A 15,816-nucleotide genomic window follows, 5' to 3' on the forward strand; every position below is an offset into this window, starting at 1 on the left:
CTAACCTCTTCAATTAAAAATCATCATCAAGCGAAAAGCTCTTGCTTTCGGCCGATGCGTTTAGTACACCACTTTTTTGGTAATCGCCTACGCGTTTTTCAAAAAAGTTGGTTTTGCCCTGCAATGAAATCATTTCCATGAAATCGAACGGATTAGTGGCATTATAATATTTATCATAGCCCAATTCGCTCAACCATCTGTCGGCCACAAACTCAATGTACTGGCTCATCAGTTTGGCGTTCATGCCTATCAGGTTAACAGGCAGTGCATCGGTGATAAATTCTTTTTCAATTTCAACAGCGTCGGTAATAATTTTAGTAACCTGTTCCTGTGGCAGTTTGTTTTCGAGCATACCATACAATAAGCAGGCAAATTCGCAATGTGAGCCTTCATCACGTGAAATCAGCTCATTGCTGAAAGTTAAGCCCGGCATCAGGCCACGTTTTTTAAGCCAGAATATAGAGCAAAAGCTGCCAGAAAAGAAGATACCTTCAACAGCTGCAAACGCTACTAAACGCTCGGCAAAGTTGCCATTGTTGATCCATTTCAACGCCCACTCGGCTTTTTTGCCAACACACGGTACAGTTTCAATAGCGTGGAAAAGACGATCTTTCTCGGCCGGATCTTTTACATAGGTGTCTATCAGCAGGGCATAGGTTTCAGAATGGATGTTTTCCATCATGATCTGGAAACCGTAAAAGCACCGTGCTTCGGGCAACTGTACTTCGCTCATGAAATTTACCGCCAGGTTCTCGTTCACGATACCATCGCTTGCGGCAAAAAAAGCAAGTACATGCGAGATGAAATGTTTCTCGCCCGAATTAAGACTTTCCCAATGTTTGATATCGTCCGACAGGTCGATCTCTTCGGCTGTCCAGAAGCTGGCCTCCGCCTTTTTGTACATTTCCCAAATTGCGGGATACTTGATGGGAAGGATAACAAACCGGTCCTTGTTTTCCCGTAGTAATAATTCGTTTTCCAAACTCATTGGTGCCTACTTTTTTTTAATTTCTTTCTTCATTCAGGTATTCAGACACGAAAGCGGGCCTTACCTTTCAATAAAGCCTTGAATTTTGATGCCTTCGGATCGATCCTTAGCAACTGTATTGTTTAACTTTCTGACAGCCAGTGATTTAATCAGGGGTTGACGAGTGCGTCGGGCTGTCGGCCGAATGCCTTTTTATTACCTTGTTGAGCAAAGTTAATGTTTGAATTGTGTAGTTGTGAATGATAGTTTTTCACAAACCCCCGAGTTATCAACACTTGAATAAGCCGGAGTTATCAACATCAAAAATTAATGAACTTGAAAACAACGTATTAAACGGCGGGGTGAAAATTAATAGCTTCAAAACTTGCGGATTACAATAATTTAACATTGTAAATTACTTGACGCTTTGCCGACAATTATTGCCAATAATGTAAGGCTTTTACTTTGGGCCGATATGAATATCTAAATGAGCGGATAAATTTTCCCGGCGACGAAAATGTGGAAAACAAATACGCCCATAAGTCATCAACTTATGGGCGTATTCCTCAAAGTTTTACGAATTATTTTTAGTCCTCTACCGGAACAAATTTCATTGATACCGAATTGACACAATGACGGGTATTTTTGGGTGTCATATACTCGCCTTCAAACACGTGGCCCAGGTGGGCACCGCAATTAGCACATAAGATCTCTACCCTGCGGCCATCGGCATCCACTTCGCGACGAACCGCTCCGGAGATCTCATCGTCGAAACTTGGCCAGCCGCAAAATGATTCAAATTTATCTTCCGAACGGTACAATGGTGCATCGCAGCGTTTGCAAACGTACAGGCCGTGTGCCTTATTGTTTAGTAACGAGCCGGTAAACGGCCTTTCGGTGCCTTTGTATAATATTACCCTTTCTTCTTCGGGCGTTAATTGATTGTATTCCATATTTTTTTGTTGGGATTACACAGATTTTTGATGATTTCACCGATTAAGATTTTATTCGGCTTTTCGATCTATATAAAGATACGACAAATCGGGTCGATATAATGTTTTACCGGTTGATGTTTACACTGGTTTGACGGGGGAGCGGCAAATGTGTTGATGTGCAGATTTCAGATGTGCAAATTGCAAAAAACAGATAACCGCGGGTTTTTAATCTATATTATGTCAGCTGAAAACCGAAGCTATGCTTAACCGCTGGCTGAAAGCCCGCGGCGGTGCGCTTAGTATCCTGCGTCCAGCTTTTTCAACAACTCAAGGCCATTATCCCATTCACCATAACCTGCTGATACATTGATATGGCCTGCGTCACCTATATTCACTATCTCACTTCCCCAATTGTTTGCAAATAACCGGGCCCGTTCCGGGTTTACGTAGAAATCATTATTACTAATCACAGTTATTGATTTGAATGGTAGTTTGCCTAAAGGCATCGGCGTAAAACCACTTGTGCCGGTTGGATAGCTATCCGCTTCGGTATCGCTCGGCGCAACCAGTAATGCTCCTTTTATGTTAATGTTATATTGCCCGGCCCATCGGGCTATGGCGGCGCAGGCAAGGCTATGGCCAACTAATATCACATTTGCCGGATCATGCCTGTTTACATATTCATTTAGAGTTTTTACCCAATCGCTGCAAACAGGAGTTTCCCAATCCTGTTGTTCAACACGGGTAAAGTTGAACTGCTTTTCCCAGATGCTTTGCCAATGCTGCGGGCCTGAATTGCCCAGACCGGGATGTATAAGAATGTCAGCGTTGAAAGTCATAGTTTCAGTAAGATGTTAAATATCCTAATAATTGAATGCTCAATATATGGATTTTTAAATAGTTGCCCGCAGTAGGCTAAGGCAGTTAAACTCCCCCTTTAGGGGGCTGGGGTGCTTCAGCGATTTGCTTAATCACCGCATTCCGCTTTAATAACAACCTCGTCATATAATTAGATAAAAACAGGAAGTTCGCAGCTTCTCCAAATATCCCTCCGGGCGATTCGAAAGTGAAAATATCACGCATCATAGTTTGGTTAAGGATGGGATAAAAATAGTGCTCGTGGGTAAAGTTTTTAAAAGCACCTTCAACCTGGACATCCGTAAAGTAATTAGGGTATTCCATTTCGGTGATCTTTGAGGTAAGGTTTTGCCACACGCCGAAATGTTTGGCCCGCCATGTAACGGTTTCGCCGAGTTCTATCAGGCCGCTTGTCCGCCCGGCAATAGCCTGCTCGCCGGTATGTTTGGTTGATTCTACATGCACATCAATATTACGGGCAATATCAAAAACTTTTTCAACAGGGGCATTAATATGGGTGGCAAGCAGGATTTGTGATGGCATGTGATATAAAAAAATAGGCTGTTGCATAACAACAGCCTAAATATAAGGTTACGCTTTGCAAATAATCAGCGTAATCATAAAAATCAAAAAACGATCAACGGTTAAAATTCCGCATTCTTAGGAAACCTTGGGAAAGGGATCACATCGCGGATGTTGCCCATACCCGTAACAAACAATACCAGACGCTCAAAACCTAAACCAAAGCCGGCATGCGGACAAGATCCAAAACGGCGGGTATCCAGGTACCACCAAAGCTCTTCGGTAGGAATGCCCATTTCATTCATGCGTTGTTCAAGCTTGTCTAAACGTTCCTCGCGCTGAGATCCGCCAACAATTTCGCCGATACCCGGAAACAGGATATCCATAGCGCGTACAGTTTTACCGTCGTCGTTCTGGCGCATGTAAAATGCTTTAATTTCCTTCGGGTAATCGGTCAGGATTACCGGCTTTTTGAAATGTTTTTCAACCAGGTAACGTTCGTGCTCGCTCTGCAGATCGGTACCCCAGCCTTCAACAGGATAAACAAATTTTTTCTTTTTGTTCGGGGTCGATTCTTTCAGGATGTCGATAGCTTCGGTATAAGTGAGGCGCTCAAAATCGTTATTTAAGCAAAACTGCAATTTTTCGAGCAGCGTCATTTCCGAACGCTCGTTTTGCGGTTTGGTTTTTTCTTCTTCGGTTAAGCGCTGGGTTAAAAACTCAATATCATCGGCATTTTTATCAAGCGCGTATTTGATCACGTATTTCAACATGTCTTCGGCAAGGTCCATGTTGTCAACCAGATCGTTAAAAGCTACTTCGGGCTCAATCATCCAAAACTCGGCCAGGTGGCGGGTAGTGTTTGAGTTTTCTGCACGGAAAGTTGGGCCGAAGGTATAAATATCGCTCAAGGCCATAGCACCAAGTTCGCCTTCCAGTTGACCGGATACGGTTAAGTTGGTAGCACGGCCAAAAAAATCCTGCTTGAAATCGATCTCGCCGGTTTCAGTTTTCGGGATGTTATCCAAATCGAAGTTGGTAACGTGGAATGTTTCGCCCGCGCCCTCCGCATCCGAAGCGGTAATTACAGGTGTATGCAGGTAAACAAAGCCTCTCTCCTGGAAAAACCGGTGTACAGCAAATGCCAGGCTGTTGCGTACCCTGAAAATAGCGCCGAAAGTGCTGGTGCGGAAACGCAGGTGAGCGTTCTCCCTCAAAAACTCAAGGCTATGTTTTTTAGGCTGGATAGGATATTTTTCAGGATCACTATCGCCTAAAATCTCAATTTCAGTAGCTACAACCTCAACAGTTTGGCCTTTACCTAAAGATGCGATGAGCTTACCTTCAACGCTTAATGCTGCACCAACGGTGATGCGTTTAAGCAAAGCCGGATCGGTATTTTCAAAATCGACAACAATCTGGATATTATTATTAGTTGAGCCATCATTCAAAGCAATAAAACGATTTGAACGGAATGCACGCACCCATCCTTTAACGGTTACATCAATTTCGGTTTGCTGGCTTTGCAGCAATGCTTTGATCTTAGTTCGCTGACTCATAAATTGTAATTCTGTATAAAACTGTATAATTTTTAGAGTCGCAAAAATACAATTAATTATCAAAGCACACTTTGAAACATCAGCTAAAAAACATTAGCCGGTTATTATAGAAAGGAAATATCGGAGAGAGGGGTATAGTGGGAAAATGAAATCTATAATCCAAAACATAGCCGGGAACATATGGCATTCCCGGCCATTTCTTTTTGCGCTTACTTGCCTGATACCATAATGGTGTCACGACGGTTTAAGCTTGGTGCCGCCTGACCGCCAACCATAATCGTGTCTTTGGTTTTATTCAACGACTGATTAAGGATGCTTTTTTTAGTACTAACGCTGTCTTGCTTTGGAGCTACGCCATTTTTTTGGCAACCAGCAAGTAACAGGAGTGATACTGAGGCGGTTAGTAATAGAGCTTTTTTCATAAAACAAATTTACAACTAATACGAATAATAAATTCGTTAAGTTACACTAATACGTAAGTTAATACTTGAGTGTTGCTTTAAACTTGCCTTCGCTAAAAAAAACCTTATCCGGGTAACTCCCCGGAGGGTTATCGTTCACTTTCAGAAACCTGAGTTCGAAAAGCCCCTGTAATATCTTATCGGTCTGATTATACGAAATTATAGTTACCGAACTAAGGTGAGTTGGGTCGGGCTTATATTCCACCAATAAGGCTCCGTTTTTTGTAACCCGGTAAAATTTTTCGTTTGCTTTGAGTGTATAATACCCAACCCCGTCAAATACGATTTTGAAACTCATTTGTTCTTCTTCAGTCCCGGTATTGGTTTTTCCTGATATCGTAATAGTATCGCCCAGGATATTTGAACCTGAAGGATCAGCCTCCCATTTGGCATTGTTTTTTTGCGCAAGTATAAAATCAGGAGCAACCGGAAAATTGCAGCAATCCTTCTTTTTGCAAGCCGAAAAAAGCAGCGTCACGGCTATAGTTAACATAAACCGGGGGTATTTCATTGATTTGGTGATGAGAGGTTAACTAATTGTACAGGTAATATAAAGGTATTTAAAAGTAAGGCATATTATACAGGCTTTCAGTAAGTTTGCCGCTCATTTAATTTTTTGCCCATGAACCCCAGATTGAGCCTTGTTATTGGCATTTTATGTATCTCCTTTTCGCCGATATTTGTAAAGCTTGCCGGGGTATCGCCAATTGGTTCGGCGTTTTACAGGGTGTTTGTAGCATGGGTTTGCCTGGCGCCTTTTTGTATAATTAAAAGGAAACTTAAAGTAGATCAAAAGCAACTGTTGGTATCTATAGCTGCAGGAATGGTTTTCGCCATGGATATTGCTGTTTGGAATATTTCATTGTTAAAAATCAGCGCCACTGTTTCAACGCTGATAGCCAACCTGGCACCGGTTTGGGTGGGTTTAATGAGTTTCCTGTTTTTAAGAAAGCGGTCGGGCCTGCTATTCTGGATAGGGACGTTTATAGCCATCGCCGGTATGGTGATATTGGTAGGTTATGAGCATATATTACATATGGAACTTAATACGGGTATATTATTGGCCATGCTGGCCAGCTTTTTTTATGCCACCTACATCATGATCACTAAAAATATTATGGCCGGGATTGATGTGTTTAGTTTTATGTTTTACAGTATGCTAAGTGCCAGTATTTTTTTGCTGGTGATAAATGGATGCATGCATAATGATATTATTCATTTGTCATTAAAAGTATGGCTTTGTTTTATTGGTATGGGGCTTATTTGTCAGTTAGCAGGCTGGCTTACTATTAATTATTCGTTGCGCTATCTCGAATCAACCAAAGTATCTATCGCTTTATTGAGCCAAACAGTTTTTGCCGGGCTGCTTGCTGCATTTTTACTCCATGAGCGTTTGGGTTTTAATGAGATAGTGGGCAGCGCCATTGTTTTGGGTGGCATAGCGGTAACATTTTTAAAGCCACGTAATCAGGCAAATAAAATTGTATCTTAACGATTGTTAATTATCCAACAAGGTTTTGCCCTACATTTGCAGCTAACTCATGATCCAAAAATCCACTATCGACCGTATTATGGAAGCCACCGACATTGTGGAGGTGATAGGGGAATTTGTACAGTTAAAAAAACGCGGGGCCAACTATGTAGGCCTTTCGCCATTTGCCAATGAGCGCACCCCTTCGTTCACGGTATCGCCGGCAAAAGGGATTTTTAAAGATTTCTCAACTGGAAAAGGTGGCTCGGCGGTTACATTTTTAATGGAGCTGGAAAAGTTCAGCTATCCCGAAGCCCTGAAATGGCTGGCGAAAAAATACGGCATCGAGGTTGAAGAAACCGTTGAGGCTCCCGAAAACCGTGAGGAAGAGCTTCGCCGCGAAAGCCTCATGATCGTATCAGCCTTTGCCGCTAAGTTTTTCCATGAAACCATGCTCGAAACCGAAGAGGGGCAAAGCATTGGTCTCAGTTACTTTAAAGAACGGGGGTTTACTGCCGAAACCATCAAAAAATTTGAGTTAGGCTATTCGCCCGATCAATGGGAAGCTTTTACCGGTGCTGCTATCAGAAACGGCTATAAAGAGCCATTTTTGGTTGAAAGCGGCCTGTCGGTAAAGCGGGATAACGGTGCGCTGTACGATAGGTACCGCGGCAGGGTAATGTTCCCGATTCATAGCTTTACGGGCAGGGTGATAGGCTTTGGTGGCCGTACGCTAAAGAAAGATAAGAACGTAGCCAAATACGTTAACTCGCCCGAGTCTGAGATCTACCATAAATCAAATGTACTTTACGGGCTTTATTTTGCCAAAAAAGCTATCCGCGAGCAGGATAACTGCTACCTGGTAGAGGGTTATGCCGACGTACTCTCGGTACACCAGGCCGGGGTTGAAAATGTGGTGGCCTCTTCGGGTACATCGCTTACTACCGAGCAGATCAAGCTCATCGCTCGTTTTACCAAAAACATCACCATATTATATGATGGCGATGCGGCGGGGATAAAAGCCTCGCTGCGTGGTTTGGATATGATCCTGGAAGAGGGACTCAACGTAAAAGTGGTGCTGTTCCCGGATGGGCATGATCCCGATTCGTTTGTACAGTCGAAGGGTTCAAGCGCTTTCAAAAAACATATCGAGGAAAATAAAAAGGATTTCATCCTCTATAAAACCCAGATCCTGCTTAAAGAAGTTGGCAACGATCCGATAAAAAAAGCCGACGTAATCCGTGAAGTGGTTGAAAGTATTGCCAAAATCCCGGATAGCATTAAGGCTTCGGTATTTATAAAAGAGTGTAGCGGTTTATTACAGATAGATGAGCGCGCCCTTTTATCCGAGCTTAATAAAATGCGCACGGCTAAAGCCAAAAAAGAGGAGCAGCAGCGTCAGCAGCAAAACAACAGGTTTGCGGAAATGCCCGATGAACCTCACTTTTTTGATGAGCCGATAGAACCGGAACCCCAGGTTGCCAAGGACGACGCTTTCCAGGAGAAAGAAATTGTGCGTTTATTGCTGCATTACGGTAGCAGGATGATTGACTGGGACGGCATTGCCAATACCTACATAGGCCCCTTCATTATAGCTGAGCTAAGTGATGTTACCTTTGATCACCCGGTTTGTAAGCAGATCGCAGAAATTTACCGTCGCGAGGTAGAAAACGGTGTACTGCCGGATGAGGCCTATTTTATTCATCATAAGGATAAAGCTATCGTTGATTTAACCATTAACATGTTAGCCAGTAAGTATTCGCTTAGCGAAAACTGGTACGAAATGCATAAGATCACGGTGAACGATGAGCAGGCGAATATGAAGGCTACTATTCTCGGTGCGATATTTCACCTTAAAAAACATAAGGTTGGCAAGATGCTGGAAGACCTGCGCACACAACTTCAAAAAGCTGATACTGAGGCCGACCAGGAAATACTGCTTAATCAGTACATGCGCATGAAGAAAGTAGAAAAATCAATATCTGACTTTTTGGGATCCGTAATTATAAAATAATGGCCCAACACCTCGATCTTGGTCGCACCGGCGAAGCATTAGCTAAAACCCATCTTGAAAAGGCAGGCTACGAGATACTTGATGAAAACTGGACTTTCGGAAAAGCCGAAATAGATATTATTGCTTATAAAGACAAGGTTATTATATTTACCGAAGTAAAAACCCGCACGGGCAATGGCTTTGGCGAACCGGAAGATTTTGTTGATAACCGTAAACAAAAGCTCCTGGCCGAAGCTGCCGATGAATATATTTACCTCATGAACCACCAGGGAGAAGTGAGGTTTGATATCATCGCCATTTTGTTTGACCGCGGCGGAAATTATATACTAAACCATATAGAAGATGCGTTTTGGCCTTCGGCCACATAACACTTATGAATAACAATAAATTAAAGCTATTCTTTGCCGCCCTTGCCCTAACGGCTTTGGGTTACAGCTGTAAACATAAACCAGATAGTTCGGCTACAGATTATACCATAACCCCCGATGCCGGCACCAACTACAAAGCCGGCGATAAAATTGATATTAAAGTAGGTTATCCCGCAGGTAGTAAAGTTGATTCGGTAGTTTACCTGCTCGATTCCGCAAAAATTGCTTCCAGTAAGGATACTGCAGGTATCAGCCTTAAAACCGATACCATTGGCTTAGGCATCAGGATGATCACCGCCAAGGTTTATGAAGGTGGTAAAAGCAATGAGGTAACAACCAATATACTTCTTCTGGCTGCGAAGGCACCTGCCCGGTACACCTATAAGGTCGAAAAAGTATTCCCTCATGATACCGCCGCTTATACCGAAGGCCTGCAATACGTTGATGGTATTTTATACGAAAGTACCGGCGACTATAAACACTCGTCCATCCGTAAGGTAGACCTCAACACCGGCAAGGTTTTGCAGGAAACCAAGCTCGACACCCAATACTTCGGTGAAGGGTTATCTGTTGTGGGCGATAAAGTAATTCAGCTTACCTGGAAGGAAAAAGTAGGTTTTGTATACGATAAAAATACGTTGAAGCTACTTAACAACTTCACCAACAATGTTGGCCCGGAAGGATGGGGAATGTGCTTTGACGGTAATAAGTTGTACATGGATGACAGTACCAATCGTCTTTGGTTTTTGGATAAGAACAACTACCGCCCGATAGGGCACGTTGATGTATGCGATGATAAACAACAGATAGATTCGATAAACGAACTGGAATTTATCAACGGAAAGATCTATGCCAATGTTTATCAAACGGATAACATATTGGTGATTAATCCTAAAACCGGCGCTGTTGAGCAGGTGATTGATATGAAAGAAATTTACCCGGTAGCCAGCCGCCCGCAGGACAGGGATTGGAACAACAATGTACTAAATGGCATAGCCTGGGATGCCAAAGGTCAACGCCTGTTTGTAACCGGCAAAAAGTGGCCTCATTTGTATCAGGTTAAGTTTGTGCCGTTTCCTTAAGCCCCCTTGTCCCCAAAAGGGGAACTATTGTTTGAAATAAGAATTTTTATAAACGCGAAATGCCCGGAAAATCCGGGCATTTCGCGTTACAGTAGTATACTACCGCGAGTTTAGCGATAGCGTAACTCGTGGTTGGCATGGTGTAAGCTGAAAGCTTACATTCCACCAGCTGAAAGCTGAAATAGTATTAAACCATGGGCTGGGAGCCCTCGGCAGTATCATAATCAAGCTGCATCTTAACAAATAATTATTCTTTGATTTTATATCTAAATAATATCTTTAAACCAGTTAATTTATTCCTAACCTAATCATTTAAACATGTTTCAGAATTTGTTTTCTTTTGAAGGCCGTATTCGTAGAACGGAATACGGCATCAGCTTTATCATTTATGCCATTTGCTATTTGGTAATAATTAGCATTATACCGGGTGGTAGCGCAGTTTCAATGGTTGCATTCCTTGCTTTCATCCCGTTGCTTTGGTTTTTTTGGTCGCAGGGTGCAAAGCGTTGCCACGATTTGGGTAAGAGTGGTTGGTTCCAGATCATCCCTTTTTATTTTATAGCCCTTCTATTTTTTGATGGTGAAGCCGGTGAAAACCAGTATGGTGATAATCCGAAAGGCATAGGGGCCTCATTTGACCCGGCCGATTACCAAAGCCCTTTTCCGCCACCGCAAAGTCAGTCCACAGAAAGTTATTCGGAGACAAAAGAATAGTGATACACTACCGCGGGTTTAGCGATAGCGTAACTCGTGGCTTACGATCCATCAGCTGAAAGCTGAAGTCATGCTTAACCACGGGCTGAAAGCCCGCGGAAGTGTTTTAAACAAGAAACGCCCGGAAAATCTGGGCGTTTCTTGTTTAAAATTATAAAACTCCCCCTTTAGGGGGCTGGGGGGCGCTTACCTCCACGCTTTATACTGATTGATCAAGCCATTGGTTGATGAATCATGGCTGCTGATCTCAGCGTTATCTTTTAACTCAGGAAGGATCTTGCCGGCAAGTTGCTTGCCAAGCTCAACGCCCCATTGGTCAAAGCTGTAAATGTTCCAGATAATGCCCTGGGTAAAGATCTTGTGCTCATACGCAGCTATCAGTGCGCCTAAAGTATATGGGGTGATCTTTTTAATCAGGAATGAGTTTGTTGGACGGTTACCTTCAAACACTTTAAATGGAGCAATTTTAGCAATCTCTTCGTCTGATTTTCCGGCTGCTTTTAGCTCTTCAATAACCACCTCTTCGGTTTTACCGTTCATTAAAGCTTCGGTTTGAGCAAAGAAGTTTGAAAGCAACATATTGTGATGCTCGCCCAGCGGATTGTGTGACTGTGCCGGAGCGATGAAGTCGGCAGGGATCAGTTTAGTACCCTGGTGAATCAATTGGTAAAATGCATGCTGACCGTTTGTGCCTGGTTCGCCCCAAATGATCGGGCCTGTTGAGTAGTCAACATCTTTACCATTGCGGTCAACATGTTTACCGTTACTTTCCATATCACCTTGCTGGAAATAAGCCGAGAAACGGTGCAGGTATTGATCGTAAGGCAAAATAACATTGGTTTCGGCCTCAAAGAAATTGTTATACCAGATACCGATCAAGCCCATAATAACCGGGATGTTTTGATCAAACTCGGCAGATTTAAAATGGTTGTCGGTAGCATGTGCACCGGCAAGCAGGTCGGCAAAGTTTTCAAAGCCAATGCTCAGGGCAATTGATAAACCAATCGCGCTCCATAAAGAGTAACGGCCACCAACCCAATCCCAAAATTCAAACATGTTTTTAGTATCGATACCAAATTTTTCAACAGCTGCGGCATTGGTTGAAAGGGCTGCAAAGTGTTTAGCAACATCAGCTTCGGTAGCACCGCTGGCCAGGAACCAGTCGCGGGCGCTGTGCGCGTTGCCCATGGTCTCCTGTGTAGTGAAGGTTTTTGAAGCCACCAGGAAAAGGGTGGTTTCCGGATCAACCGCTTTCAGGGTTTCAACTATATGAGTACCGTCCACATTACTTACAAAGTGGAGGTTCAAATGATTTTTGTACGCTTTTAATGCTTCTGTAACCATTACCGGGCCCAGGTCAGAACCACCGATGCCGATATTAACTACATCAGTAATAGCTTTGCCGGTATAGCCTTTCCACTCGCCCGAGATAATGGCTTCGCTGAAGGCTTTCATCTGGTCAAGCACTTTATTTACATCAGGCATAACATCTTTACCATCAACATAAATAGGGGTGTTGCTGCGGTTACGTAATGCTATGTGCAGTACCGGCCGGCCTTCTGTAACGTTAATTTTTTCGCCCGAGTACATGGCGTCTATCGCCTCTTTTAGTGAACATTCTTTGGCCAGCTGTATCAATAAAGCGATGGTTTCGTCATCAATACGATTCTTTGAATAATCGAGCAGGATATCCTCAAACTGGATCGAGAATTTATTAAAGCGCTGGTCGTCAGCATCAAACATTTCCTTCAAACTTTTTGATACAATATCAATGTAATGATCTGTAAGATATTTGTAGGCCTGGGTTGTTGTAAAATCGGTAGTTGGCAGCATAATTGTGTTATTTTTTAACAAAAGTAAAAAGTTAATTGAAAGGTGATTGTTAAATAAAATAATAGTCTGTCTTAGTGTTAATTAAACACAGGCGGCATAGTGTTTACTTTACACCTAAAAATTATGAGAATTACAAAAGAATTACAAATATATTTTGAAGTTTTAAATTTTTATTTGATATATTTGTTTCGATGGTAATCAAATAAGGTATTTATCATCAATTTGTAAATTTACTTTAAAAGCACGTATTACTATGTTTGAAAAACTGTTTTTGCTTGTAAAAGATAACGCCGGGACGGCTGTTATCAACAACCCGGTGATTCCTGCTAAACATCATGATGCAGTGATCAATGAAGCTTCAAGTTCTATCATTGAAGTATTGAAAGGCCAGCTTGAAAGTGGCAAGGTGAAAGAGCTTATAAAGTATTTTCAGTTTTCGGGTAAGTACAACAATTCATTAGTATCAAGCATAACTTACAGTTTTGCCAGCAAGCTTAACATATTTTACAGCATCGATCCGGCCCATGCTTTGGCTGTTGCCAAGGCTTTGATCCCTGCCGTAATGAATGAGCTGGTTAAAGAAACCAAAAGTGGTGAGGCCAAAGAATTTGCCCTGGGCACTATGTTAACTAAACTAAACGGTAACCGTACAGATCTGAACCCGCTTGTGAACAACCTGATGGTTGCTTAATATATTATTACATCTGCCTGATGAACGGGCCTGCTGATTGTTAAACAATTTGCAGGCCTTTTTTATTTATAGCAATTTTTCAAATTACATATATTTGCCGCATGACTAAAGAACAAGTTCAGGATTTAAGGGATAGAGTAACTTCCCTGAGGAGGCATCTTTGACATCGATAAGAAGCTGGAACTACTACAAGAGGAACAGGAAATAACCATTGGTCCGCATTTTTGGGATCACCCTAAAGAGGCCGAAAAGGTACTGGCATCTATCAAAGTAAAAAAAGTATGGACAGATGCTTTTCAGAAAGTGGTATCGGTTGTTGATGACGCCGGTGTGCTTTTTGAATTTTACCAGGGAGGTGACGCTACTGAGGCCGAAATGCAGGAACAATATAATGCGGCTTTAAAGGCTGTTGAAGAGCTTGAATTTAAAAACATGCTTTCGGCCGAAGAAGATCAGCTGAATGCCGTACTTCAGATCACAGCCGGTGCAGGTGGTACCGAAAGCTGCGACTGGGCCGGTATGCTCATGCGTATGTATATTATGTGGGGTGAAAAGAATGGCTACAAAGTAACCGAACAGGACTACCAGGAGGGCGACGTAGCCGGGGTAAAAACCGTTACGCTGCAATTGGAAGGCGAATTTGCTTATGGCTATTTAAAAGGTGAAAATGGTGTACACCGTTTGGTGCGTGTATCTCCGTTTGATGCCAACGCCAAACGCCATACTTCGTTTGCTTCGGTATACGTATACCCGCTGGTTGATGATACCATTGAAATTGAAGTAAACCCTGCCGATATCGAGTTTGAAACCTTCCGTTCGGGCGGTGCCGGTGGGCAGAACGTGAATAAGGTAGAGACTGCAGTGCGTTTATATCACAAACCATCGGGCATTATCATCAAAAACCAGGAATCACGTTCGCAGTTACAAAATAAGGATAACGCCATCCGCTTGCTGAAATCGCAATTATATGAAATTGAGATGCGCAAACGTATGGAACTGACCAATGCCATTGAAGGTAACAAAAAGAAAATAGAGTGGGGCTCACAGATCCGCAACTACGTTTTACATCCGTATAAACTGGTGAAAGACCTGCGTACCGATCATGAAACTTCAAACGCGGCAGCAGTGCTTGACGGTGACCTTAACGATTTCCTGAAAGCTTACCTGATGGAATTTGGCGGCCCGAAGAGTTAAGGAATAAAAAACACTTGTCATGTTGAGCGATAGCGAAACATCTTCTTCACCAAGCATAGCTAATTTGCAGGGCGAAGAAGATACTTCGTTCCTCAGGATGACAACGTAAAAAGGGGGCAGCCCGCTGTGAATGATATAAAAACGGAGTTATCAGAAATGATACTCCGTTTTTTGTTTTCAGCATATTAATTGTATTTTAGACACATCCAATTTGCCCTTTAACAATATGAAAACTATCTTATCTGCCTTTGTGTTGACAGTTATAGCTTTTGCTTCCTTTGCACAGGAAAAACCTATGCCGCTTTATCCCAAAGGTGTTCCTAATTCAAAAAAATCCCCGGCAGCCTATGTTGAAAAAACAGACAACAGGAGCTGGATTACTTTGGTTACAGAGCCAACGTTAACGCCTTATTTGCCAGAGAAAGGCAAGGCTAATGGCGCAGCAATTGTTGTTTGCCCTGGCGGCGGATATTCCGGGCTGGCTTCAGATCATGAAGGCAAAGCCGTAGCCCAGGCTTTTGCGCAGATTGGAGTAACCGCTTTTGTGTTAAAGTACCGCTTGCCAAGCGATGATATCATGGCTGATAAATCTATCGGTCCATTGCAGGATGCGCAAATGGCTGTATACACCGTGCGCAAAAATGCTGCTGAGTGGAATATCAATCCGTCTAAAATAGGTATTATAGGTTTTTCGGCCGGCGGTCACCTGGCTTCAACTGAGGGTACGCATTTTGATAAACCGGTTATTGAGGATAAAGAAAATATCAGCGTACGCCCTGATTTTATGATGCTGATTTATCCTGTAATTTCTTTTGGAGAGTATGCCCACGTTGGCTCGAGGGAAAACCTGATAGGTAAGAGCCCGTCAGCAGAGCAGTTAGATCTGTATTCGAACGAGAAACAAGTGACTGCAAACACCCCGCCAACATTTTTAGTGCATGCCGAAGATGATACCGTAGTACCTGTGCAAAACAGTCTGTTGTTTTACGATGCGCTTTTAAAAAATAAAGTGAAGGCCGAAATGCACCTTTTCCAGGAAGGTGGCCATGGCTTCGGGATGAACAACTCTAAAAATAAAGGCAAATGGTTTGAATGGGGTGCTTCATGGCTGGAAGAAAATGGCTTTTTGAGCGGGAAATAATTCCAC

At 42.8% G+C, this 15,816-nt stretch carries 16 protein-coding genes; 8 read left to right on the top strand and 8 right to left on the bottom strand.

Annotation, left to right across the window (positions count from 1 at the left end):
- Positions 1-13 precede the first annotated feature (13 nt).
- The 7 genes from AC59JO_RS10265 to AC59JO_RS10295 form a co-directional block, all read right to left on the bottom strand.
- Positions 14-988, bottom strand: a complete 975-nt coding sequence (locus AC59JO_RS10265) for a ribonucleoside-diphosphate reductase small subunit (RefSeq protein WP_413666125.1) — start codon at positions 986-988, stop codon at positions 14-16.
- A 566-nt stretch (positions 989-1,554) separates the two neighbouring features.
- Positions 1,555-1,920 carry a methionine-R-sulfoxide reductase gene (locus AC59JO_RS10270; protein WP_497305146.1) on the bottom strand — a complete coding sequence of 122 codons (366 nt, stop codon included), beginning with the start codon at positions 1,918-1,920 and terminating at the stop codon, positions 1,555-1,557.
- 278 nt (positions 1,921-2,198) lie between these two features.
- A complete protein-coding gene (locus AC59JO_RS10275) occupies positions 2,199-2,741 on the bottom strand; it encodes an RBBP9/YdeN family alpha/beta hydrolase (protein WP_497305148.1) in 543 nt (180 codons plus the stop codon).
- Between the two features lie 85 nt (positions 2,742-2,826).
- Entirely contained in the window at positions 2,827-3,303 is a 477-nt protein-coding gene (locus tag AC59JO_RS10280; RefSeq protein WP_413666128.1) for an SRPBCC family protein, read from the bottom strand.
- A gap of 101 nt (positions 3,304-3,404) precedes the next feature.
- Positions 3,405-4,841, bottom strand: a complete 1,437-nt coding sequence (asnS, locus tag AC59JO_RS10285) for an asparagine--tRNA ligase (RefSeq protein WP_497305150.1) — start codon at positions 4,839-4,841, stop codon at positions 3,405-3,407.
- A gap of 209 nt (positions 4,842-5,050) precedes the next feature.
- Positions 5,051-5,263 (bottom strand): hypothetical protein, encoded by a 213-nt coding sequence (locus AC59JO_RS10290; protein ID WP_413666130.1) that lies wholly within the window; start codon positions 5,261-5,263, stop codon positions 5,051-5,053.
- A gap of 58 nt (positions 5,264-5,321) precedes the next feature.
- On the bottom strand, positions 5,322-5,813 hold the full coding sequence (locus AC59JO_RS10295) for a DUF6252 domain-containing protein (protein WP_413666131.1): 492 nt from the start codon (positions 5,811-5,813) through the stop codon (positions 5,322-5,324).
- A 111-nt stretch (positions 5,814-5,924) separates the two neighbouring features.
- On the opposite strand from AC59JO_RS10295, the gene AC59JO_RS10300 reads away from it, so the two are divergent.
- The 5 genes from AC59JO_RS10300 (at position 5,925) to AC59JO_RS10320 (ending at position 10,951) form a co-directional block, all read left to right on the top strand.
- Positions 5,925-6,794 carry a DMT family transporter gene (locus AC59JO_RS10300; protein WP_497305152.1) on the top strand — a complete coding sequence of 290 codons (870 nt, stop codon included), beginning with the start codon at positions 5,925-5,927 and terminating at the stop codon, positions 6,792-6,794.
- Positions 6,795-6,843: 49 nt separating this feature from the next.
- Complete coding sequence (gene dnaG, locus AC59JO_RS10305) at positions 6,844-8,787, top strand: DNA primase (protein WP_497305154.1); 1,944 nt, start codon at positions 6,844-6,846, stop codon at positions 8,785-8,787.
- Complete coding sequence (locus AC59JO_RS10310) at positions 8,787-9,155, top strand: YraN family protein (protein ID WP_413666134.1); 369 nt, start codon at positions 8,787-8,789, stop codon at positions 9,153-9,155. Before dnaG ends, AC59JO_RS10310 begins: the two co-directional genes overlap by 1 nt.
- 5 nt (positions 9,156-9,160) lie before the next feature.
- Positions 9,161-10,237: a glutaminyl-peptide cyclotransferase gene (locus tag AC59JO_RS10315; protein WP_497305156.1), complete on the top strand. Its 1,077-nt coding sequence runs from the start codon at positions 9,161-9,163 to the stop codon at positions 10,235-10,237.
- 318 nt (positions 10,238-10,555) lie between these two features.
- Positions 10,556-10,951 carry a DUF805 domain-containing protein gene (locus AC59JO_RS10320; protein WP_497305158.1) on the top strand — a complete coding sequence of 132 codons (396 nt, stop codon included), beginning with the start codon at positions 10,556-10,558 and terminating at the stop codon, positions 10,949-10,951.
- A gap of 186 nt (positions 10,952-11,137) precedes the next feature.
- Here AC59JO_RS10320 and pgi read toward each other — a convergent pair whose 3' ends face one another.
- A complete protein-coding gene (gene pgi, locus AC59JO_RS10325; protein ID WP_413666137.1) occupies positions 11,138-12,784 on the bottom strand; it encodes a glucose-6-phosphate isomerase in 1,647 nt (548 codons plus the stop codon).
- Positions 12,785-13,037: 253 nt separating this feature from the next.
- On the opposite strand from pgi, the gene AC59JO_RS10330 reads away from it, so the two are divergent.
- The 3 genes from AC59JO_RS10330 to AC59JO_RS10340 all read left to right on the top strand — a co-directional run bounded on the left by AC59JO_RS10330 (position 13,038) and on the right by AC59JO_RS10340 (position 15,810).
- Positions 13,038-13,475 (top strand): hypothetical protein, encoded by a 438-nt coding sequence (locus AC59JO_RS10330; protein ID WP_413666138.1) that lies wholly within the window; start codon positions 13,038-13,040, stop codon positions 13,473-13,475.
- A gap of 101 nt (positions 13,476-13,576) precedes the next feature.
- Positions 13,577-14,669 (top strand): peptide chain release factor 2 gene (gene prfB / locus AC59JO_RS10335; RefSeq protein WP_497305160.1). Its coding sequence is split into 2 segments (ribosomal slippage): positions 13,577-13,636 and positions 13,638-14,669, totalling 1,092 coding nucleotides; the frame shifts between segments, so codons are not numbered across the junction.
- A gap of 226 nt (positions 14,670-14,895) precedes the next feature.
- A complete protein-coding gene (locus AC59JO_RS10340) occupies positions 14,896-15,810 on the top strand; it encodes an alpha/beta hydrolase (RefSeq protein ID WP_497305162.1) in 915 nt (304 codons plus the stop codon).
- Positions 15,811-15,816 lie beyond the last annotated feature (6 nt).

The organism is Mucilaginibacter sp. A5337, assembly GCF_059690695.1.

Bases quoted from the DNA above. Each gene is read 5' to 3' on its own strand.
- AC59JO_RS10330 (WP_413666138.1), top strand. From the start codon at position 13,038: ATGTTTGAAAAACTGTTTTTGCTTGTAAAAGATAACGCCGGGACGGCT.
- AC59JO_RS10320 (WP_497305158.1), top strand. From the start codon at position 10,556: ATGTTTCAGAATTTGTTTTCTTTTGAAGGCCGTATTCGTAGAACGGAA.
- AC59JO_RS10340 (WP_497305162.1), top strand. From the start codon at position 14,896: ATGAAAACTATCTTATCTGCCTTTGTGTTGACAGTTATAGCTTTTGCT.
- AC59JO_RS10295 (WP_413666131.1), bottom strand. From the start codon at position 5,813: ATGAAATACCCCCGGTTTATGTTAACTATAGCCGTGACGCTGCTTTTT.
- AC59JO_RS10290 (WP_413666130.1), bottom strand. From the start codon at position 5,263: ATGAAAAAAGCTCTATTACTAACCGCCTCAGTATCACTCCTGTTACTT.
- pgi (WP_413666137.1), bottom strand. From the start codon at position 12,784: ATGCTGCCAACTACCGATTTTACAACAACCCAGGCCTACAAATATCTT.
- AC59JO_RS10300 (WP_497305152.1), top strand. From the start codon at position 5,925: ATGAACCCCAGATTGAGCCTTGTTATTGGCATTTTATGTATCTCCTTT.
- AC59JO_RS10280 (WP_413666128.1), bottom strand. From the start codon at position 3,303: ATGCCATCACAAATCCTGCTTGCCACCCATATTAATGCCCCTGTTGAA.
- AC59JO_RS10265 (WP_413666125.1), bottom strand. From the start codon at position 988: ATGAGTTTGGAAAACGAATTATTACTACGGGAAAACAAGGACCGGTTT.
- AC59JO_RS10275 (WP_497305148.1), bottom strand. From the start codon at position 2,741: ATGACTTTCAACGCTGACATTCTTATACATCCCGGTCTGGGCAATTCA.
- asnS (WP_497305150.1), bottom strand. From the start codon at position 4,841: ATGAGTCAGCGAACTAAGATCAAAGCATTGCTGCAAAGCCAGCAAACC.
- AC59JO_RS10315 (WP_497305156.1), top strand. From the start codon at position 9,161: ATGAATAACAATAAATTAAAGCTATTCTTTGCCGCCCTTGCCCTAACG.
- AC59JO_RS10310 (WP_413666134.1), top strand. From the start codon at position 8,787: ATGGCCCAACACCTCGATCTTGGTCGCACCGGCGAAGCATTAGCTAAA.
- dnaG (WP_497305154.1), top strand. From the start codon at position 6,844: ATGATCCAAAAATCCACTATCGACCGTATTATGGAAGCCACCGACATT.
- AC59JO_RS10270 (WP_497305146.1), bottom strand. From the start codon at position 1,920: ATGGAATACAATCAATTAACGCCCGAAGAAGAAAGGGTAATATTATAC.